This is a genomic window from Enterobacter sp. UNJFSC 003, assembly GCF_036903355.1.
In the GTDB taxonomy this organism is placed as follows: Bacteria; Pseudomonadota; Gammaproteobacteria; order Enterobacterales; family Enterobacteriaceae; genus Enterobacter.
The window spans coordinates 73,232-93,479 of the sequence record NZ_JBAKHK010000011.1 but is presented as its reverse complement, the minus strand read 5'-3'; the positions used below and the strand labels follow the sequence as shown (position 1 = coordinate 93,479).

17 protein-coding genes and 2 pseudogenes are annotated in these 20,248 nt (G+C 54.7%); 8 read left to right on the top strand and 11 right to left on the bottom strand.

Annotated elements, in window-relative coordinates; genetic code table 11:
* Positions 1–14: 14 nt before the first annotated feature.
* The 6 genes from V5P19_RS19450 to yihU are packed head-to-tail and all read right to left on the bottom strand — an operon-like array spanning position 15 to position 7,989.
* Positions 15–1,436, bottom strand: coding sequence for an MFS transporter (locus tag V5P19_RS19450; RefSeq protein ID WP_334406587.1), 1,422 nt, complete (start codon positions 1,434–1,436; stop codon positions 15–17).
* A 43-nt stretch (positions 1,437–1,479) separates the two neighbouring features.
* On the bottom strand, positions 1,480–2,862 hold the full coding sequence (locus V5P19_RS19445) for an MFS transporter (protein ID WP_334406585.1): 1,383 nt from the start codon (positions 2,860–2,862) through the stop codon (positions 1,480–1,482).
* 45 nt (positions 2,863–2,907) lie between these two features.
* Positions 2,908–4,932, bottom strand: a complete 2,025-nt coding sequence (locus V5P19_RS19440) for an alpha-glucosidase (RefSeq protein ID WP_334406583.1) — start codon at positions 4,930–4,932, stop codon at positions 2,908–2,910.
* Between the two features lie 16 nt (positions 4,933–4,948).
* On the bottom strand, positions 4,949–6,190 hold the full coding sequence (gene yihS / locus V5P19_RS19435; RefSeq protein ID WP_334406581.1) for a sulfoquinovose isomerase: 1,242 nt from the start codon (positions 6,188–6,190) through the stop codon (positions 4,949–4,951).
* Positions 6,191–6,204: 14 nt separating this feature from the next.
* A complete protein-coding gene (yihT, locus tag V5P19_RS19430) occupies positions 6,205–7,080 on the bottom strand; it encodes a sulfofructosephosphate aldolase (protein WP_334406578.1) in 876 nt (291 codons plus the stop codon).
* A 3-nt stretch (positions 7,081–7,083) separates the two neighbouring features.
* Positions 7,084–7,989, bottom strand: coding sequence for a sulfolactaldehyde 3-reductase (gene yihU / locus V5P19_RS19425; protein ID WP_334406576.1), 906 nt, complete (start codon positions 7,987–7,989; stop codon positions 7,084–7,086).
* Between the two features lie 155 nt (positions 7,990–8,144).
* Here yihU and V5P19_RS19420 point away from each other — a divergent pair, with 155 nt between their 5' ends.
* The 6 genes from V5P19_RS19420 (at position 8,145) to fabY (ending at position 12,891) form a co-directional block, all read left to right on the top strand.
* Entirely contained in the window at positions 8,145–9,041 is an 897-nt protein-coding gene (locus V5P19_RS19420) for a sugar kinase (protein WP_334406574.1), read from the top strand.
* 34 nt (positions 9,042–9,075) lie between these two features.
* Positions 9,076–9,876 (top strand): DeoR/GlpR family DNA-binding transcription regulator, encoded by an 801-nt coding sequence (locus V5P19_RS19415; RefSeq protein ID WP_334406572.1) that lies wholly within the window; start codon positions 9,076–9,078, stop codon positions 9,874–9,876.
* 120 nt (positions 9,877–9,996) lie between these two features.
* Positions 9,997–10,596 carry a glucose-1-phosphatase gene (yihX, locus tag V5P19_RS19410; protein ID WP_334406569.1) on the top strand — a complete coding sequence of 200 codons (600 nt, stop codon included), beginning with the start codon at positions 9,997–9,999 and terminating at the stop codon, positions 10,594–10,596.
* Positions 10,590–11,471, top strand: coding sequence for a virulence factor BrkB family protein (locus V5P19_RS19405; RefSeq protein ID WP_334406567.1), 882 nt, complete (start codon positions 10,590–10,592; stop codon positions 11,469–11,471). The genes yihX and V5P19_RS19405 overlap by 7 nt, the downstream gene beginning before the upstream one ends.
* Positions 11,468–11,905, top strand: a complete 438-nt coding sequence (gene dtd / locus V5P19_RS19400) for a D-aminoacyl-tRNA deacylase (protein WP_334406565.1) — start codon at positions 11,468–11,470, stop codon at positions 11,903–11,905. The genes V5P19_RS19405 and dtd overlap by 4 nt, the downstream gene beginning before the upstream one ends.
* Positions 11,906–11,949: 44 nt before the next feature.
* Positions 11,950–12,891, top strand: a complete 942-nt coding sequence (gene fabY, locus V5P19_RS19395) for a fatty acid biosynthesis protein FabY (RefSeq protein WP_334406563.1) — start codon at positions 11,950–11,952, stop codon at positions 12,889–12,891.
* Positions 12,892–12,902: 11 nt separating this feature from the next.
* Here the strand turns inward: fabY and V5P19_RS19390 are convergent, their stop codons facing one another.
* Positions 12,903–13,820 carry an alpha/beta hydrolase gene (locus tag V5P19_RS19390; protein ID WP_334406561.1) on the bottom strand — a complete coding sequence of 306 codons (918 nt, stop codon included), beginning with the start codon at positions 13,818–13,820 and terminating at the stop codon, positions 12,903–12,905.
* A gap of 278 nt (positions 13,821–14,098) precedes the next feature.
* Here V5P19_RS19390 and V5P19_RS19385 point away from each other — a divergent pair.
* Both V5P19_RS19385 and V5P19_RS19380 read left to right on the top strand, forming a co-directional pair.
* Positions 14,099–14,203: pseudogene (locus V5P19_RS19385) on the top strand (type II toxin-antitoxin system RelE/ParE family toxin); the annotation flags it as partial.
* A pseudogene (locus V5P19_RS19380) lies at positions 14,204–14,492 on the top strand (helix-turn-helix domain-containing protein).
* 41 nt (positions 14,493–14,533) lie between these two features.
* Here the strand turns inward: V5P19_RS19380 and fdhE are convergent.
* The 4 genes from fdhE to fdnG are packed head-to-tail and all read right to left on the bottom strand — an operon-like array spanning position 14,534 to position 20,057.
* The gene (fdhE, locus tag V5P19_RS19375) at positions 14,534–15,463 is read right to left on the bottom strand and encodes a formate dehydrogenase accessory protein FdhE (protein WP_334406559.1); all 930 of its coding nucleotides are present in this window, start codon (positions 15,461–15,463) and stop codon (positions 14,534–14,536) included.
* Positions 15,460–16,095: a formate dehydrogenase cytochrome b556 subunit gene (gene fdoI, locus V5P19_RS19370; RefSeq protein ID WP_096758858.1), complete on the bottom strand. Its 636-nt coding sequence runs from the start codon at positions 16,093–16,095 to the stop codon at positions 15,460–15,462. The genes fdhE and fdoI overlap by 4 nt, the downstream gene beginning before the upstream one ends.
* On the bottom strand, positions 16,092–16,994 hold the full coding sequence (fdxH, locus tag V5P19_RS19365; RefSeq protein ID WP_014172231.1) for a formate dehydrogenase subunit beta: 903 nt from the start codon (positions 16,992–16,994) through the stop codon (positions 16,092–16,094). Before fdxH ends, fdoI begins: the two co-directional genes overlap by 4 nt.
* A 12-nt stretch (positions 16,995–17,006) precedes the next feature.
* Positions 17,007–20,057: a formate dehydrogenase-N subunit alpha gene (fdnG, locus tag V5P19_RS19360; RefSeq protein WP_334406552.1), complete on the bottom strand. Its 3,051-nt coding sequence runs from the start codon at positions 20,055–20,057 to the stop codon at positions 17,007–17,009.
* Positions 20,058–20,248 lie beyond the last annotated feature (191 nt).

Genomic DNA, 20,248 nt, shown 5'->3' with positions numbered 1-20,248 from the left:
TTTTTTTATGCCTGTCAGGGAGTCGCTGATGCCCTTGTGGGAGGAGTAACAACAGCCGAATACCCCGTCTCTTTTTTCCGTTTGCCAATCTCCTCAATGATACTCGCGAAACGCGCTTCGTTGAGTTTATAAAAGAGTCCCATGATGATGGCGGCAACTATCGCCAGTCCGCAGGGCCAGAGAAAAATGAGCTGGCGTAATCCCAGCAGCGTGCCTGCGCTCTGCACAGCGTGAGGAATATACCCAATCTGAGTCAGCATAATACCAGGCAGGAACCCCGCGAGGGCGGCGGAGATTTTGCGTGAAAATGTGTACCCCGTGTAAACCGACCCTTCTGTGCGAATACCTGTTTTCCACTCACCATAATCAACGGTGTCGGGTACCAGTGCCCAGTTCAGACTGTTCACAAACGCCGTACCAAAAAAGGCCATGCAAGAAAAAAGCACAAACAGCAAAGAGTTGGTTCCCCACAGGAAGTTCATTACATCTCCCACGGCCCATAATGCTAATCCACCAAGATAGACCGGTTTTTTGCCAAAACGCTTAACTGCGCCAGGCACCAGAAACACGCCGACCAGAATACAGCCCATACTGAAAAACCCCATCCACGACAGCAGTTGCAGATCGTTCAGCACGTACTGGGTGTAATAGACCTGAACCGCTAGCTTGATGTTAAAAGCGGCAAGGGTGCAGAGGTTGGCGATGCATAAAACCAGCAGAGGAGGGTTATGAAAGATGGCGCAGAAAGACTTCATGATGCCGGGCTTATGATGATCGGGCGTAATCTCCAGGTAACGTTCTTTCACGCCGCAGTAGCACCACCACATGCAACACAGCCCACCGGTGACAAACACCAGAGCCGCAACCAGATAGCCAAGTGAGGGCTGGCTAACGAACAGTGCCTGAATGGGCATAAACCCGACGGTGCAAAGCAGCAGGCCGACCGTGGCGCCGCCCTGACGCCACGCTGCAAGCTGGGCGCGCTCATTAGGATTTTTCGTCATCGCTGGAACCATCGCGCCGTAGGAGCAATTCATCAGGCTATAACAGAGACCAAACATCATGAAGAGTACGGTGGCGATGGCCGTTTTCACCGTCAGGCTATAATCATTGGCCATAAATTGCGCCGTGGTGACCAGGGCAACAGGGACAGAAGCATAGAGAATAAACGGCCTGAATTTTCCTCTCGCGCCGATATTTCGCCGTGAGTCCAGCAGCACGCCGGTCAGCATGTCGGTAAACGCGGTAAAGAACTTTGCGACCAGAAAAATGATGCCACCGTAAAAAGCGGGCATACCCAGTTCATCAGTGTAAAACTTCAGCAGATACAGCGTGCCGATGCAAAGCATCAGGTTAGAGCCGAAATCGCCCATCCCATAGGCGCATTTCTCGCGCAGGCTCAACTTCAGGGTTAACGGATCAGTCTTGTGTGTCATGGTCGATCCTCATAGCGCCTTAAAAGGCGCTATCTCAAGTCATTCATGCCGTACGTTTGCGCAGTTCGATCGCTTCTACGATGCGCACATACATCTTCTCGTTGAGGTTGTAGAAGCAACCCATGGCAAAAATCGTGATGACCGCCAGTATGCTCGGATAGATGAAAATCAGCTGTCTTAGCCCTTCAACCGTTCCGGCCGATTGCACCACGTTGGGGATATAACCGATTTGCGTCAGCATAATCCCCGGGAAGAAGCCAGCCAGAGCCTGAGACACCTTACGGAAAAAGGTAAATCCGGTATAGACCGTCCCTTCGGAGCGCACGCCGGTGCGCCACTCGCCATACTCCACGGTATCTGAGACCAGTGCCCAGTTCAGGCTGTTCACAAAGGCTGAACCAAAGAACGCCAGGCATGAAAATGCGACAAAGCTCACCGATCCGCTGCCAAAGAAGTAGTTGAGCAGGTCGCCCGCCACCCAAATCATGAGTCCGCTGATATAGACCTTTTTCTTGCCAAAGCGCCGAACCGCACCGGGCATCATAAAGACGCCGATAAAAATGCAGCCCATGCTAAAGAAACCCATATACGACAGTAAAATAGGGTCATTCAGCACGTACTGCGTGTAATAGACCTGAATGGCAAGTTTGACGTTAAACGCCCCCAGCGTGCACAGGTTAGCAATGCAGAGAATAAACAGCGGGCGGTTACCGGCAATGGCGCGAAACGACTGCAGCAGCCCCGGTTTTTGTGCCGGACTGACGGGTTGAGACTCAATGTAACGTTCGGTCACGCCCCGGTAGCACCACCACATAAAGAACAGACCGAACAGCGAGAAGAGGGTTGCGGCAAAGATATACCCAAGCTGGTCATTGCCTTCAATCAGGTTCATCACCGGGACAAAACCTACGGTGCAGAGCAGCAGACCCAGCGTGGCGCCACCCTGACGCCATGCTGCAAGCGCGGCACGCTCGTCCGGATTTTTAGTCATGGCGGGCACCATGGCACCATAAGAACAGTTCATCATGCTGAAGAACAGGCCGTAAAGCATGAACAGCACCGTGGCCATCACCGTTTTACCAGTCATTTCAAACGGTGTGCCGACGAAGTTAGCAATCGCCAGTAACGTCACCGGGAATGCCGCATACAGCACGAATGGACGGAATTTTCCCTTCGGACCGATCTTGCGTCGTGAATCGAGCATGATCCCGGTACCCATATCGGTAAAAGCGGTGAAGAACTTTGCAATCAGGAAGATGATCCCGCCGTAGGTGCCTGGCAGACCCAGCACATCGGTATAAAACTTCAGCAGATACAGCGTGCCAATGTCCAACAGGATGTTAGAGCCAAGGTCGCCCATGCCATAGGCAAGTTTTTCTTTAAATGGCAGGCGTAGGGTTGCCGGATTGGATGTGTGTTGACTCATTATTGTTCTCCGTTTGCCCGCAGGTTTCCCCGCGGGCGAGCCTTATCAGATATGGCGTAGGGTGCCAAACAGGTCTGCCCACTCGCTTTGCTGGCGATAGAAAACAGGGGGGTTACCGAGCGGAGCGGCAACGGTGACTTCACCGCCCTGGTGTGTTTCACCCGTCCACGCGTTCACCCAGTTGTCCTTTGGAAGGTACAGCGTCCAGTCACTGCGTCCTTCTTCATGCACCGGTGCCACTAGCAGATCGCGACCAAACAGATACTGATATTTCAGCGTGTAGGCATGCGCGTCGTCTTCATAGTGGAGAAACAGCGGACGCATCACCGGAAGCCCACTTGCCGCATTTTGCGCGACAGCAGCTTTGATATACGGCTTCAGCGTGGTAAAAACCGTCGTCATGCGTGCGAAGTGAGATATCGTTTCTGCGTCAGCGTCAAACTGCCAGTTATCGCCAGGTCGGTTACCTTCATGGGTGCGCATCATCGGCGTGAAGGCGCTGAAATCGCACCAGCGCAGTAGGAGCTCTTTACTGCGTTTCATCTCGAACAGCGTGGTATAGCCGCCGATGTCGCTATGGTGTAGGCCATGGCCGGTCATCGCCAGGGAGAGGGCTGCTGGTACCACCGATGCCAGACCGTCGTCCAGGCTCCAGTCGACGTTCTGATCGCCCGCCCACATCATTACAGAATGCTTCTGGCTACCGGTGTAACCCGCACGCATAAAGAACAGGATTTCCCCGAGCTTGCCGGTCTCCTCGAGCGCTTCGTAGTTACATTTTGCCCACAGCACAGGCCAGGCGTTATGCATAATCTCGGCGCTTATACCGTTGTGCAGAAACGTATCGGTTGGAAGATATTCACCGAAATCGGCCATCCAGCCACTGCAGCCCAGCTCGATCAAGTTCTTCTTGATGACGTCTTTGTACCAGTCGTACGCTTCCGGGTTGGTCAGATCGATAACGCCCGCGTAGAACTCGCCGAACTCGACGTGGTAATCCTTACCTTCTGCGTCTTTGGTCAGGTAGCCGCGTCTGGCTGCCTCCTCGCATAAATCACGATCGCTGGCGACATACGGGTTGATATAGGAGAGGAACTGCACGTCTTCCTGCTTCCACTGCGCAATTCGTTCACCGAGCTGCGGATACAGTTCGCTGTTCCACTTCCAGTTCCACATTACGCGTTTGCCGAAGGAGGTCATGCGGATGCCGGACCAGTCCTGCGCCCAGATGCCGTTCACCTTCACGCCGCCCTGGCGCATGGTGTCGAGCTTTTGCTGACAGACTTCAGTACCGCCCTGGACCCCTAGCGTCACGCCGTCGTAGACCCAATCCGGCAATTCTGGCTGACGGCCAAGCAAACCGGTCAGCTTTTCCAGCAGCTCAACATAGGTTTCGGCACATTCGAAGCGCAGCGTGGCGTTATCTTCCCAGAATGCCAGCTCGTGGAATTGCGGGGCGCTGAAGTCGAAGTTCATGTAGCAGCTGTTATCGACGTGGCAATAGTACTTCTGCGTGCTCACGAAGGTTGGCTGAGGGAAAAAGGTCCAGTAGTAATCACCGCCTGCGTTCTCTTTGCAGTCTGCCTGCCAGGTCACGTAGGTTTGCTTGTTACGGCCAACGCCCTGCTCGCTGGTCCACAGCGGGAAGGGTTTGCCTCGCAGGTCGAAATAGGAAAACTGTTCGCCGCAGCCATAGATATGATCCTCAGGCTGAGCTGCAAACCGCAGCCAGATACGGTTATGGCTGGTGGCATCATTTTTCAGTTTCAGCTCAAGGCGTCCTTCGCTATCGAGACCGACCAGCAGAGTGGCGCTTACCGCATCACCGCGGGTAAAGCGAATCGCCCAACCGCCGTTTTGCTGCGTGACGGTGGCATCGGTCAGCGCAATCTTTTCGTTGAGTTTGTCCTTGATATTAAAATTGCCGCGAAACATGTCGATATCGGCAACGCCCGCGCCAATCCACAGGCACGGAGCCTCGGTAGAGTGAGACAGTATCAGGCGGTCCTGCCAGCTCAGGGTGAACCCCCGATCGTTATTCGTTAGATTAATGGGATGTAGGGTACGCATACGAACTCCGTTTTTATTATTTGGCCTGGCTGTCCAATAATCCGGCAGCGACTGCGGGGGCAAGTCCTGGCGCCAGCGGTAAACGCGGGATCACCAGGCAGTGAAGCAGGTGATAAATATCTTGCTTGCCGTCCCAAACTTTGGTGGTCACTTCGTTGTTGGTATCCAGCTCCTGCCACCATGAACCGTTTTCGTAATCCATCAGGTACTTGATGCAGTAATCCCACCATGTCTGATACCAGGTTTCGTACTGTGCTTCGCCGGTGACCGTGTAGAGCGCATACGCCGTGCCCATCGCCTCGACAATCGGCCAGCGCACGCGTTCGCGCACGATAGGCTTCCCGTCCCAGCCTACTGAATAGACAAAGCCATCTGCCCCGTCAGGTGCCCAAGCATCGCGAATGGTGGCGTGGAACAACCCTTTGGCGTCCTCTAACAGCCAATCAGGCGGTGTTTCAAAGCGGGCTTCCAGGGCGGCGCGCAGGTGCAGCATCAGGCGGCCCCACTCAATCCAGTGCCCCGGCGTGCCGCCGTAAGCGCGGAAACGGTGGGCCGGATTATCGATGTTGTAATCGCGAATCGGGTTCCAGTTCGTATCGAAATGCTCGTTAACGCGGTATTCCCCTTTACGGGCGACGTCGTGAATAATCACCGAGGTGATGCGCAGGGCGCGGTCTAGCCACTTACGGTCATGCGTCACGTCATAGACAATCAGAAAGGCTTCTACGGCATGCATGTTGGCATTGCCACCGCGGTAATCTTCGGTTTTGCTGAAGGCTTCATCCCAGGATTCCAGGCACATCTGTTCTTGTTCGCTCCAGAAGTAGCGCTCAATCACCTCAATGGCATCGTCCAGCAGCGTGCGAGCCTGCGGATGGCCGGTGGTAACGGCGCTCGCTGCGCCCAATAAGACGAAGAAGTGTTGATATCCCTGCTTGGAGGCATCAATAACGCCTTCATCGTTGACGCAGGCGTACCAGCCGCCGTGTTGGGCATCGTACAGCGGACCATTCAGGGCATTAATGCCATGCTCTACCAGCGCGTACGCACCGGGGCGTCCCATGTTTGCGGCTACTGAGTAAACATGCAGCATACGGGCGGTGATCCACAGATGTGTCCCCATGTCGCTGCGGATCTGCCCGTTATTACCTAGCCAGCCAAAGCCGGTTGGCACGGCAGCATTTTTACCGAAATCGAGAATGCGGTCGGTTTCTTGTTCGAGCCAGCGGTTATGACTTAGGGTGTTAAACCATTTCATGTTCGGGTCCTTTCTTAACGGCGAGCCATCATTTCGTCGACAATCTCGCCCAAACGCTGCAGTTTCGGTACAGAAATATCACGGAGCATCATTTCCGTGTCGGGCAGACCAATCACGGATGACCAGACGGCGCGACCGGCTAAAAAGCCGGATGCACCTGCCTGCATGGCAACGCTCACCGCGCGCGGGAATAATTTATCGTCCACACCGGAAGAGAGGATCACCCACGGCATGGCGATGTTGTCGTTCAGCTTTTGCGAGGCGGCCAGCAACTCCTGCTGAGAACCCTTGCCGAACAAGGGCATTTCTACTTTGTAGAGGTCGGCTCCGCTATCACCCAACTCTTTTGCCGCATCAATAATGGCCTGTTCGCGGTTAAACGCAGCGCCGCGACGCGGTGGGCGAACCACCGGCTCGATAATGCTCAGCAGCCCATTGGCATGGCAAAGTTGGTTGAACGCGTTAACCATCTCCAGACGCTGCTGGGGGTCTTCATCGCTACGCCACAGTACCAGCAGCTTCAGCGCCTTGCCGCCATCGCGTTTGACCGCCTGCGCATCGATATTTTTATCAATCACAACGCTGTCGACGGGAATGCCATTTCCTGGAATAAATTCGTCTGCCGCCACAATCATCGCGCAGCTTTTTGCGACCGCCTGTTGCTCGACGATTTGGCGATAGCAGAACTGCTCGTCGACAAGGATCGCGGAGGCATATGGGGAGAGTATTTTGGCGGCATTAACTTTAAAATCCGTGAGATGCCGATCGGTAACCGGCACCGGTGTACCTGCTGCGGCAAACATCAGACGCATCGCTTCGCGCTGGTCCACGGCCAGCATCGCAAAACCGCCGGAAGGTCGGGTGATATCTTTCAGGGTGTACATCGTCATTCCTCAGTCCTTTCGTATCAATGTGATTTTTTTCAGCCCGGCGGATGCGCGAACCTGTTCGAGAATGGCCGTCCAGTCTTCGCGCCCACGTCCTGCAGCGCGGGCCTGGTTATAGACTTCGCGGGAGGCGGCGCCCAGCGGCATCGGGACGTGTAGCTGGTTGGCTACATCCAGCGCGATCCCCAGATCCTTATGCGCAAGGTCAATCATGAACGCGGGGGTGAGATCGCCTTTCAACACCTTGTTCGGCCATGACGTCGTGAAGTGGCCTTTACCCGCCGGCGTACCGCTCATGACCTTCAGCGCCACATCGAAAGAGAGGCCGAGCGCTTCACACAGCACGGCCGCCTCGGCAGATAGCGCATTCAGGGCGATACTCATGTAGTTGTTGATAAGCTTCACCCGGATACCCATACCCGGTCCGCCTGCGTTGATAAGCTCATTGCCCATCGCCATTAATACCGGCGTGGCGCGCGCTACCTGCTCTGCCGTACCGCCGGCCAGCAGAAGTAGCGTACCGGCGATGGCATGATCCGACGTACGCCCGACAGGGACGTCCATCATGCTGAATCCCTGCTTAGCCATATCGTGGATCAGCGCGTCGGTTTGCAGAGGGTGAATGGTGGACATATCAATCACCAGCGCGTCTCGGGACAGCCCCTCGCAAATGCCCTGCTCGCCGAACAACACGGTGCGCACGAGATCGCCATTTGGCAGCATGGTAATAACGAATTCAGCGTCAGTTGCGGCTCGTGCAGGCGTGGCTGCGGCCTGCGCGCCGCTCTCCACCAGGGTCTGAACCGCCTGCGGGTTCACATCAAAGACGTGAAGCTGATGGCCCTGTTTAAGCAGGTTTTTTGCCATGGGCGCGCCCATCTGTCCCAGGCCAATAAAGGCAATTGCTGACATGCGTTTCTCCTGTCACATCGTGTCTGTTTTTGAACGTATTTGTTGTCTGTTTTTGATCGTATTTGTAATTTATGGTCAAAAAATTGACGCGGGTCACTTTTTAAACATTTTGTGAAATTAAAATAAACGCATCAGAAAACGCAGAAGGAATCACCATGACTCGCATTGTTTGTGTCGGCATTACCGTGCTGGATCGCATCTGGTATCTCGATGATTTACCGAAAGAAGGTGGGAAGTATGTCGCGAAAAATTTTACAGAAGTGGGCGGTGGCCCGGCGGCAACTGCGGCTGTGGCGGCGGCGAAACTGGGGGCGAAAGTGGATTTCATTGGCCGGGTGGGGGATGACGATACCGGCAGAAAGCTGCTCGCGGAGCTGGAGTCCTTGGGGGTAAATACGCGGTATACCCTCGTCGTGCCGGGGGCCCGCTCTTCCCAATCCGCCGTGCTGGTAGACGGCAGCGGTGAGCGCGTCATTGTGAACTACCCCAGCCCGGATCTTCCTGTGACAGCGGACTGGTTCCGGGATATCGACTTCTCACAATGGGATATGGTTCTGGCAGACGTGCGCTGGCATAACGGTGCAAAGCAGGCCTTCAGCCTGGCGCGACAGCAGGGTGTTCCAACCTTGCTTGATGCGGATGTCACCCCGCAGGACATCGCCGAACTCATTGCCTTGAGCGATCACGCCGCCTTTTCTGCGCCGGGCCTGCGGCGGCTCACGCAGGTGGACGATCCTGCAAAGGCACTTGAAAAAGCACAAATGCTCACAAACGGACATGTATATGTCACCCAAGGGGATGAAGGATGCCTCTGGCTGGAAAACAACGCGTTATGTCATCAACCTGGATTCGCCGTTGACGTGATTGATACCACAGGGGCAGGTGATGTTTTTCACGGTGCGCTGGCGGTCAGTCTGGCACAGCAGGCGTCGTCAAAAGAGGCGGTACGCTTTGCCAATGCCGTTGCGGCACTCAAGTGCACGAAACCGGGCGGGCGTGCGGGTATACCCGACTGTGATCAAACCCGCTCTTTTTTGTCACTTTTTGTATAAAATGCGGAACGTGATGGTTTTCAGAGGACAGCCCATGAACCTTACCGAACTGACCGGCAATCCGCGACACGATCGGCTGCTCACGCTGATTGCCGAGCGTGGCTACATGAACATTGATGAACTGGCGAACCTGCTGGATGTTTCCACGCAAACGGTGCGCCGGGATATCCGCAAATTGAGCGAGCAGGGGCTCATTACGCGTCATCACGGTGGTGCGGGTCGGGCATCGAGCGTGGTTAACACCGCATTTGAGCAGCGTGAAGTTTCCCTGACCGAAGAAAAACGGGCAATTGCCGAAGCCATTGCGGACTATATTCCTGATGGTTCGACGCTTTTCATCACCATCGGCACGACCGTAGAGCACGTTGCCCGTGCGCTGCTGAACCATAACCACCTGCGTATCATCACCAATAGCCTGCGGGTGGCGCATATTCTCTATAAAAATCCGCGGTTTGAGGTAATGGTGCCGGGCGGGACGTTGCGCCCACACAACGGAGGCATTATCGGCCCTGCTGCAACAGCGTTCGTTGCCGGTTTTCGGGCGGATTATCTGATCACCAGCATCGGAGCCATTGAGCAAGATGGCGCGATGATGGAGTTTGATGTCAATGAAGCCAGCGTGGTGAAAACTATGATCGCCCACTCACGCCACATTTTACTGGCGGCCGATCATACGAAATACCATGCTTCTGCTGCGGTTGAAATTGGTAATGTGGCGCAGTCTACGGCGCTCTTTACCGACGAACGTCCCGGATCTGCGCTGCAGCTTCACCTCAAAAACAGCAAAGTTGAAGTTGTCGAGGTACATTCAGGCGACGAACAGCAGGCAGGCTAACGCCTTCACGGCTCGACAACTCCGTTTCGGGCCGTTCCTTTCTTTACGCTGAATCTGGCGCATAGCCAAAGCTTGTCTTTCCCGCTACAGTTATTTTTCCACGGCGAAAAGGAAATAAACATGCTTTATATCTTTGACTTAGGAAATGTAATCGTCGATATCGATTTTAATCGAGTGCTGGGCGCATGGAGCGACTTTAGCCGTGTCCCGCTGGCGACGTTAAAACAGAAGTTCGTTATGGGCGAGACCTTCCATCAGCACGAGCGTGGTGAAATCAGCGATGAAGAATTCGCTGAACGTTTCTGTCACGAAATGGATCTCCCGTTAAGCTACGAGCAGTTTTCCCACGGCTGGCAGGCGGTATTTGTCGCTATACGACCGGAAGCGATCGACATCATGCATAAACTTCGCGAGCAGGGACATCGGGTGGTCGTACTGTCGAATACCAACCGTCTGCACACGACGTTCTGGCCTGAGGAGTACCCTGAAGTACGTGCGGCTGCGGATAAAATCTACCTCTCGCAGGAGATGGGGATGCGCAAACCCGAAGCGCGAATTTATCAGGCGGTTCTGCAGGCAGAGGGTTTCTCCGCGGCTGATGCGGTCTTTTTCGACGACAATGCCGATAATATAGAGGGAGCTAACCAGTTAGGTATCACGTCAATTCTGGTGACCGGAAAAGAGACGATACCGAACTATTTTGCGAAGCAGTTATGCTAAAAACTGTTCATCAAAAAGCGACGCATCATACCCGCCCACTACGGGCGTGGCTGAAGCTGCTCTGGCAGCGCATTGATGAGGACAACATGACGACACTGGCGGGTAACCTTGCGTACGTGTCGTTACTCTCGTTAGTGCCGCTGGTGGCGGTTATCTTTGCTCTTTTTTCTGCCTTTCCCATGTTTGCGGATGTCAGCCTGCAGCTTCGCCATTTTGTCTTTGCGAATTTTATCCCTGCGACAGGCGATATCATACAGAACTACATTGAGCAGTTTGTTGCTAACTCCAGCAAGATGACGGCTGTGGGGGCGTGCGGCCTCATCGTGACGGCACTGCTCTTGATGTACGCCATTGATAGCGCGTTGAACACTATCTGGCGTAGTAAGAAAGCGCGACCCAAGGTGTATTCTTTTGCCGTCTACTGGATGATTTTGACGCTGGGTCCGCTGCTGGCCGGCGCGAGTCTTGCGATCAGTTCGTATCTTCTTTCGTTACGCTGGGCGAGTGATTTAAACACCGTTATTGATAACGTGCTGCGTATCTTCCCCCTGATTCTGTCCTGGCTCTCATTTTGGCTGCTCTATAGCGTTGTGCCGACCACGCGCGTGCCTAACCGCGATGCGATTGTCGGGGCGCTGGTGGCGGCGGTACTCTTTGAGCTGGGTAAAAAAGGCTTTGCCCTCTACATCACCATGTTCCCGTCGTATCAGCTGATTTACGGGGTACTGGCGGTGATCCCCATTTTGTTCGTCTGGGTCTACTGGACCTGGTGTATCGTCTTGCTTGGTGCTGAAATTACTGTCACTCTCGGAATATACCGCGAACTGAAAAAAGCAGCAGACGCTGAAAAACAACAAGAAGCAGACCAATCATGATTGCATTGATACAGCGCGTAACCCGTGCCAGCGTCACCGTGGAGGATGAGGTGACGGGTGAAATTGGCTCAGGACTTTTGGTGTTGTTAGGTGTCGAAAAGGATGACGACGAACAAAAAGCGAATCGTCTGTGCGAGCGCGTGTTGGGCTATCGCATTTTTAGCGATGAACACGGCAAGATGAACCTCAACGTCCAGCAGGCTGGCGGCAGTGTGCTGGTGGTCTCTCAGTTTACGCTAGCCGCGGACACCGAGCGCGGAATGCGTCCTGGCTTCTCCAGAGGGGCCGCACCGGATCGTGCAGAAGCACTTTACGAGTACTTTGTTGAGCGTTGTCGCCAACAGGAAATGAATACGCAAACCGGACGATTTGCTGCAGATATGCAGGTATCGCTGGTGAACGATGGCCCCGTCACATTCTGGCTCCAGGTATGAGCCAACTGGCGGCGCGGCCGCGGGTAACAAGAGAGAGTACAGCTATGTATCACCTTCGAGTACCGCAAACGGAAGACGAGTTAGAGGTCTACTACCAATTCCGTTGGGAAATGCTGCGCAAACCCTTACATCAACCAAAGGGATCTGAACGCGATGCCTGGGACGCAATGGCGCATCACCAGATGGTGGTGGATGAAGAGGGTAATCTGGTCGCCGTCGGGCGCCTGTATATTAATGCTGATAACGAAGCCTCTATTCGCTTTATGGCGGTCCATCCTTCGGTCCAGGATAAAGGTCTGGGAACGCTGATGGCGATGACCCTGGAATCTGTCGCCAGGCAAGAAGGCGTTAAGCGCGTCACCTGTAGCGCGCGCGAAGATGCCGTCGAATTCTTCGCCAAGCTCGGCTTTGTAAATCAGGGTGAAATTACCGCCCCGCAAACCACGCCGATTCGTCACTTTTTGATGATCAAACCCATCGCCACGCTGGATGACATTTTGCATCGTGCCGACTGGTGCGGACAGCTTCAGCAGGCCTGGTATCAGCACATCCCCTTGAGTGAAAAGATGGGAGTGCGTATTCAACAGTACACCGGGCAAAAATTCATTACCACCATGCCGGAAACCGGCAATCAAAACCCGCACCACACGCTGTTTGCTGGCAGCCTGTTCTCGCTGGCCACGCTCACCGGCTGGGGGCTTATCTGGCTTATGCTGCGTGAGCGTCATCTTGGTGGCACTATCATTCTGGCCGATGCCCATATTCGTTACAGCGCGCCGATCAGCGGCAAGCCAAGCGCGGTTGCCGACCTTGGCGCCCTGGGAGGCGACCTGGACCGTCTGGCGCGTGGCCGTAAAGCCCGCGTGCAGATGCAGGTTGAGCTGTTTGGGGATGAAACGTCGGGTGCGGTGTTTGAAGGAACTTACATTGTTCTCCCTGCCAAGCCGTACGGCGCGTTTGAAGAGGGTGGGAACGAGGAGGAATAATCTCCCCGTTGCTATCGCCTGTTGGTTTGAATCCGCCAGGCGATATCCCCCATCACGTCTCTTGCTGACTGGCTGATTCCACCGAGCTGGAAGAAGCCGTGAATGACACCCAGCCATCGCTGTGCGGTACACGACACCCCTTGCTCTGTCAGATACTGAAACAGCATCTCACCCTCATCGCATAGCGGATCGTACTCAGCTGTAATAATGTGTACAGGCGGCAGGCCGCTAAAATCATCTCGCCATAGCGGGCTGGCTTCAGGATGCTGGAGGTCGGTGTCTTCCAGATACATTTCATAGCCGCTCAGCAGCGTATCGCGGGTGATAACGTAATCTTTGCCATTGAGCGTATAGCTCTCAAAGCTGGCCGTGGCGTCGAGCATCGGGTAGATAAGAATGAGCTGTGCAGGTTGCCAACGACCTTTGGCTTTAAGCCGCAGCGCCGTCACTAGCACCAGATGCGCTCCCGCACTGTCCCCACAAAGCGTGATCCGGTTTTTATCCACGCCTAATTTTTCTGCATTATTCCAGACAAGATCTGCCGCTCTCTCTGCATCGTCATGCGCAGCGGGGAACTGATGCTCGGGTGCGAGTCTGTACTGAACCATAATGACCCGGCAATGGCCGTAAAACGCCAGTTGGCGAAGCGGGTTATCATGGGTTTCAAACCCACCGCTGACAAAACAACCGCCATGATAGTAGAGAGCAGAGGGTAGCGTTTCGGGTGCGTTGAGAGGCGAAAATACCCGAAAGGTCATATCCTCAAGAACAAGCGTATCAACCTGGACGCGCGTTTCTGTCTCCCCGGCCAATACCGTGCTGGCTACATATCCGGCTCTCCGGTCATCAATACTCTGCTCTCGCGAAGAAGGTCGTCCCGCTGCAATAAAATCCTGTACAAGCTTATCAATACCCTTTTCCAGTGCCATGGTTACATCCTTTTTGCTGTATGCATATACAGCTTATAACCTGGTTTAATGCCGAAGAAAAGCACAACATCGTGTGAATCCCGGCTCTGGAAAGGGGCTCGCAAAAACCAATTTTACCCAATGGAACAGATGGATAATTTCTCTGAACCCCAATAATGTAACGCACAAAGAGTACGTCATTGACGTACATAGGTCAGGGGCTAATATAAGCCAATGGCGTATAATTTATGTTATTCATTGAAACGCAGCCTGATTATGGCGATGTGATCCAACGTACGCGAGAGTTTGAAATTAGGCTGCTGCTCATATATCGCAAAGGAATCAAAGATGACCTGTCAGCAAGTGAGAAAGCCATTCTGAAAAAGATGATTGAGAGATGGTAAATGGATAAGGCGCTGTTTGAACGGCTAACCCAAAGCATGGCGCAAATGAACGAAATTGCTGAGGGTAAACGTGAGCCATCGCGTACCTTTCAAATCGATGCGATGAAAATTAAAGAAATTCGTCACGCATCCGGGCTACCACAGAGTAAATTTGCGAATCTCATCTCTGTCAGCGTTGATACGTTGCGTAATTGGGAGCAGGGGACGTTCGCCTACTGGGCCGGCTAAAGCGCTGCTACGTGCGATTGCCAACGATCCTCAGCATGTTATCTCAGCTCTTTCACAGTAACTCGCCCGGTTCCATAAAGGCTTACCGGGCAATTATAAAGACTACTCCCCTTCACCCGGGAACAGGAACGGGTTGATAGAGCTGCGGGCAAAGCCCTCTTGCTCCATCCTGGCGTCCAGAATCAGCGAGGCGAGATCGTCCGCAACCGCTTCGACTTTCGGGTCTTTTTCCTGATACAGAATCTTCAGGTAAGTGCCGCAGTCGCCGCAGCTTTCTGCCTTCACCGCCGCGTCTTCATTTTCCAGCGACCAGTAGTTGAGATCGCGGGTCTGTTCGCAGTTGCTGCATTTTATGCGCACCACGTGCCATTCGGTTTCACAGAGGTTGCAGTGCAGATAGCGCAGCCCCTGAGTGCTACCAATTTGCACCATGCTGGAAACGGGCATTGAGCCGCACACCGGACAGAACTGGCGGGCTTCACCGTATTCGGCGCGCGCTTTGCCTGGGATCAGGCTTGCCATTTGCGCCCAGTAAAGCGACAGGGCAGCCCAGATAAACGGCGCTTTGTCGCTGCTTACCAGCGAGAAGTCGGAGGCAAACAACGCGCTCGCCATCTCTTCAAGCTCTTGTTCGGATGCTTTTTCCAGATTCTCAATAACCGCCAGCGCGGTACCGCTCATCTCGGGCTTGAGTTCGGCAATCAGCGAATTCAGCAGTTTATGCCAGTGCTTGTCACGCGGCAGAACATGAATGTCCAGCGGTGGCTTGCCCTGGGCATTCGCTTCTTTGATGCGCGCGGTCAGGTCCATTTGCAGCGGATGGTCATACAGCACCACTTCCTGCGCGTGGGCTACCAGCGCGGCAAAGCGCAAAAAATCGCCCAGTGGGTTGTTCTCTGCCAGCTCGCGCAGACGCTCTGCGCGGCGGTTATAGAGGTTCTTGAGTCTGGGGAATAACAACGGCGGAATATAATCCGCCGTGCGTTTCTCGCTCGACCCCAGCTCATCTTGCGGGATTATGCGAATACTCATTCAGATGACTTTTCCTGTTTCTGGCGGACTTCACGGTACCAGCGCGGGTGATGCTTCTTCGCCCACGAACTGGTTACCCATCCTTCCACCATCGCGGTAATGGTGCCTTTCACCCAAAGGGCGGCGTAGATATGCACCATGATAACCACAATTAACGCCACTGCGGCAAATGAATGCAGCATCAGCGCGAATCGGATCACCGGGATTGAGAAAGCAGGCGCAAAATACGGACGCCAGATGATCACGCCGCTGACCAGCAACAGGACCAGGAAGATAATCGCCGCCCAGAATACGCATTTCTGGCCGAAGTTATAACGCCCGGTATCACCTACTTCCTCGTTGACGACGATCTTACGAATATTCTTCGCCCAAAAGATATCATCCCGATTGATTAGGTTATGGTGCCAGTATCGGAAAAACATGATGATGAACGACGCGAACATGATGACGCCAACAAACGGGTGCAGTATACGCGCCAGCTGTGGTGTCCCCATGATCTGCATCAGCCAGTTGAAGGACGGGAAGAAGAACCCCAGTCCGCTTATCGCCGCCAGCATGAAGCAGAAGGCGGTGACCCAGTGGTTGATGCGTTCCGGCGCGGTATAGCGCACGATGGTGTCACGTCTTTTCATTTGCGCACCTCGTCTTTCTCTTCATGCAGGTTGTCGTCTTCTTCTTCCGCACGGTTTGGGCCAACACCGACGTAGTGGAAGATGCTCGCTGCGAAGGTGGCAGCAAAACCTACCGCTGCCAGCGGTTTCCAGATGCCTTTCCAGAACTTCACGGTCGCGCTGATTTCCGGGTTCTCCGGCAGGCCGTGGTACAGGTTCGGCTTGTCGGCGTGGTGCAGCACGTACATCACATGCGTACCGCCAACACCGGCCGGATCGTACAGGCCTGCGTTGTCGTAACCACGGGTTTTCAGCTCACCCACGCGTTCTGCCGCCAGCGTTTTCATATCCTCTTTGGAGCCAAAGTGGATAGCACCGGTTGGGCAAGTCTTCACGCAAGCCGGTTCCTGGCCGACATTCACGCGGTCAACGCACAGCGTACATTTGTAGACGCGGTTGTCTTCCGGGTTCATGCGTGGCACATCGAACGGGCAGCCCGCGATGCAGTAGCCACAGCCAATGCACTGTTCGGACTGGAAGTCGACGATGCCGTTGGCATACTGAATGATAGCGCCTTCTGACGGACACGCCTTCAGGCAGCCCGGATCCGCACAGTGCATACAGCCGTCTTTGCGGATAAGCCATTCCAGTTTGTCGTTCTGCTCTACTTCCGAGAAACGCATTACCGTCCAGGATTTGGCGGTCAGGTCGGCCGGGTTGTCGTACACCCCAACGTTGTGACCTACTTCGTCACGGAGGTCGTTCCACTCCGAACACGCCACCTGACAGGCCTTACAGCCGATACAGGTGGTCACGTCGATAAGCTTCGCCACTTCCTGCTGGTGGTCCCGCGCCTGAGGCGCGGGGGTGAAACCGTTAGTCGCGGAACGACGGATAATGTCTTGCGATTGATAAGCCATAAGTCGTCTCCGTTACACCTTTTCCACGTTCACGAGGAAGGCCTTAAACTCCGGCGTCTGCGTGTTCGCATCACCGACGAACGGCGTTAGGGTGTTCGCAATGAACCCTTTCTTCGCCACGCCCTCGTAACCCCAGTGAATCGGGATGCCGATGGTATCCACTTCCTGACCGTGAACGTTCAGCGTGCGAATACGCTTGGTCACGACCGCCTTGGCTTTGATATAGCCACGGTTGGAAGAGACCTTCACGGTGTCGCCATGGGCGATGCCGAGCTTGTTCGCCAGCTTCTCACCGATCTCCACAAACTGCTCCGGCTGCGCGATGGCATTAAGCAGCGCGTGCTTGGTCCAGTAGTGGAAGTGCTCGGTCAGACGGTAAGTGGTACCCACGTATGGGAACTTGTCCTTTTTACCCAGCGCGTCAAAATCGCCCTTGAAGATACGGGCTGCCGGGTTAGAGACCACGTTCGGGTGCAGCGGGTTCGTCCCCAGCGGCGTCTCAAACGGCTCGTAGTGTTCCGGGAACGGCCCTTCTGCCATCTTATCGATCGCAAACAGACGCCCCATCCCTTCAGGCTGCATGATAAACGGCCCGACGTCGCTGCCTGGTGCAGCCGTGCTGTAGTCCGGAATATCCACGCCGCCCCATTTCGCGCCGTCCCATTTCAGGAGCTGACGCTTCGGATCCCACGGGTTGCCCTGCGGGTCAGCGGAGGCACGGTTATAGAGAATACGGCGGTTAAGCGGCCATGCCCATGCCCAACCCAGCGTATTGCCCAGACCCGACGGGTCGGCGTTATCGCGGTTGGCCATCTGGTTGCCTTTCGGCGTCCAGCTACCGGCAAAGATCCAACAGCCGCTCGACGTCGTACCGTCGTCACGCAGGTGCGCGAAGGTGCTGAGCTGATCGCCTTTCTTCGCCAGAACCGCACCGGTGGCCGGGTCGATAACATCCGCCAGCGCCTTACCGTTGCTTTCCATCGCCACTTCTTCTGGCGCTGGGTTTTCCGGCGTCGCGTAGTTCCAGGTCATGTTCAGAACCGGTTCCGGATTCGCGCCACCTTCTGCTGCGTACATCTTACGCAGGCGCAAGAAGATACCGGCCAGGATTTCGCCGTCGTTCATGGCGATGCCCGGGGCGTCCGCACCTTTCCAGTGCCACTGCAGCCAGCGACCGGAGTTCACAATAGAACCGTTCTCTTCTGCGAAGCAGGTAGACGGCAGACGGAACACTTCGGTTTGAATCTTCGACGGATCGACGTCGTTCGATTCACCGTGGTTCTGCCAGAAGGTTGAGGTTTCGGTATTGAGCGGGTCAATCGTTACCAGGAACTTCAGTTTTGACAGGGAAGCGACCACCTTGTTCTTGTTCGGGAATGAGGCGACCGGGTTAAAGCCCTGGCAGATATAGCCGTTGACCTGGCCCTGATGCATCATTTCGAAGTACTGCAGAACGTCGTAGCCTTTGTCCCATTTCGGCAGCCAGTCAAAGCCCCAGCTGTTTTCAGCCGTCGCTTTATCACCGAAGAAGGCCTTCATCATTGAGACGAAGAACTTCGGATAGTTGCCCCAGTAGTTCACCTGGCCTTCGAGCAGCGGTTTTGGCGTGCTGGCCGTCAGGTAGGTTTGCAGATCGGTCTGTTTCTCGCTTGGCAGGTTCATATAACCCGGCAGGCTTTGAGACAGCAGGCCGAGGTCGGTCAGACCCTGAATGTTGGAGTGGCCGCGCAGGGCGTTCACGCCGCCGCCTGCCATCCCCATGTTGCCGAGCAGTAGCTGAACCATCGCCATGGTACGGATGTTCTGCGCGCCGACGGAGTGTTGCGTCCAGCCGAGGGCATACAGGAACGACGCGGTTTTGTCTTTCGCGCTGGTTTCTGCAATCAGTTCGCAAACTTTCAGGAAGTCTGCTTTCGGCGTCCCACAGATGTTTTCGACCACGTCCGGCGTATAGCGAGAAACGTGCTCTTTCAGCAGGTTCCACACGCAGCGCGGGTGTTGCAGCGTGGTGTCGCGCTTCGCAAAGCCTTTCTCATCCAGCTCGTAGTTCCAGCTGGTTTTATCGTACTTGCGTTTTTCGGCGTCGTAACCGCTGAACAGGCCATCTTCGAAGTGATAATCCTCACGCACGATCAGGCTGGCGTTGGTATAGGCTTCGGTGTATTCGCGGTTATATTTTTCGTTGGTCAACAGGTATAGCAATACGCCTGACAGGAAAGTGATGTCAGTACCTGAACGAATAGGGGTGTAGAAATCCGCCACTGACGCAGTTCGCGTAAAGCGGGGATCGATCACAATCAGTTTCGCACCGTTGTGGATTTTGGCTTCCATCGCCCAGCGGAACCCAACAGGGTGCGCTTCAGCGGCGTTACCGCCCATCACCACAATAAGGTTGGCGTTCTTGATGTCGACCCAGTGGTTGGTCATCGCACCGCGACCAAATGTTGGAGCAAGACTTGCTACCGTTGGTCCGTGTCAGACACGCGCCTGGTTGTCGACCGCGAGCATACCGAGTGCGCGCGTAAATTTCTGGGTTAAATAACCGGTTTCGTTGCTGGAGGCAGAAGCACACAGCATCCCGGTGGAGAGCCAGCGGTTGACCGTAACGCCTTCGGCGTTTTGAGCAACAAAGTTGGCATCGCGGTCTTCTTTAATCAGTTTTGCGATGCGGTCAAATGCCTGTTCCCAGCTGATCTGCTGCCATTTATCGGAGCCTGGCGCACGGTACTCGGGGAATTTCAGGCGGCTATCGGAGTGGATAAAGTCCACCAGACCTGCGCCTTTCGGACACAGCGCGCCGCGGTTAACCGGGTGATCCGGGTCGCCTTCGATGTGGAAGATAGACGCTTTGGCGTTTTTCGCGCCGTCGCCGAGGCTATACATCAACAGCCCACAGCCGACGGAACAGTACGTACAGGTATTACGGGTTTCACGGGTACGCAGCAGTTTGTACTGCCGCGTTTCCGCCAGCGCTACGCCGGGCGCAAAGCCCAGTGCCGCCGCCGTGGTGCCTGCCATACCGCCAGCGCAGATCTTAAAGAACTGCCTTCTGCTGACCTGCATGGGTCACTCCTTGTTCGACATTGCTTACATATGTAGTTTTAGCTTTGCGGTGGTTTTTTGACCGCAAAGAAGAAAATTTGCGTTAATCCCTCATTTCTCCGAGGGATATCATCAGAATACCACAATGTCGGTATGCCTGTTCCAATGGCGTTAAAACAAAGTGAACGTATTATCACTCCATTGATTATAAA

Excerpts from the sequence above, each read along its gene's own strand:
- V5P19_RS19450 (WP_334406587.1), bottom strand. The coding sequence starts at position 1,436 with ATGACACACAAGACTGATCCGTTAACCCTGAAGTTGAGCCTGCGCGAG.
- V5P19_RS19445 (WP_334406585.1), bottom strand. The coding sequence starts at position 2,862 with ATGAGTCAACACACATCCAATCCGGCAACCCTACGCCTGCCATTTAAA.
- V5P19_RS19440 (WP_334406583.1), bottom strand. The coding sequence starts at position 4,932 with ATGCGTACCCTACATCCCATTAATCTAACGAATAACGATCGGGGGTTC.
- yihS (WP_334406581.1), bottom strand. The coding sequence starts at position 6,190 with ATGAAATGGTTTAACACCCTAAGTCATAACCGCTGGCTCGAACAAGAA.
- yihT (WP_334406578.1), bottom strand. The coding sequence starts at position 7,080 with ATGACGATGTACACCCTGAAAGATATCACCCGACCTTCCGGCGGTTTT.
- yihU (WP_334406576.1), bottom strand. The coding sequence starts at position 7,989 with ATGTCAGCAATTGCCTTTATTGGCCTGGGACAGATGGGCGCGCCCATG.
- V5P19_RS19420 (WP_334406574.1), top strand. The coding sequence starts at position 8,145 with ATGACTCGCATTGTTTGTGTCGGCATTACCGTGCTGGATCGCATCTGG.
- V5P19_RS19415 (WP_334406572.1), top strand. The coding sequence starts at position 9,076 with ATGAACCTTACCGAACTGACCGGCAATCCGCGACACGATCGGCTGCTC.
- yihX (WP_334406569.1), top strand. The coding sequence starts at position 9,997 with ATGCTTTATATCTTTGACTTAGGAAATGTAATCGTCGATATCGATTTT.
- V5P19_RS19405 (WP_334406567.1), top strand. The coding sequence starts at position 10,590 with ATGCTAAAAACTGTTCATCAAAAAGCGACGCATCATACCCGCCCACTA.
- dtd (WP_334406565.1), top strand. The coding sequence starts at position 11,468 with ATGATTGCATTGATACAGCGCGTAACCCGTGCCAGCGTCACCGTGGAG.
- fabY (WP_334406563.1), top strand. The coding sequence starts at position 11,950 with ATGTATCACCTTCGAGTACCGCAAACGGAAGACGAGTTAGAGGTCTAC.
- V5P19_RS19390 (WP_334406561.1), bottom strand. The coding sequence starts at position 13,820 with ATGGCACTGGAAAAGGGTATTGATAAGCTTGTACAGGATTTTATTGCA.
- fdhE (WP_334406559.1), bottom strand. The coding sequence starts at position 15,463 with ATGAGTATTCGCATAATCCCGCAAGATGAGCTGGGGTCGAGCGAGAAA.
- fdoI (WP_096758858.1), bottom strand. The coding sequence starts at position 16,095 with ATGAAAAGACGTGACACCATCGTGCGCTATACCGCGCCGGAACGCATC.
- fdxH (WP_014172231.1), bottom strand. The coding sequence starts at position 16,994 with ATGGCTTATCAATCGCAAGACATTATCCGTCGTTCCGCGACTAACGGT.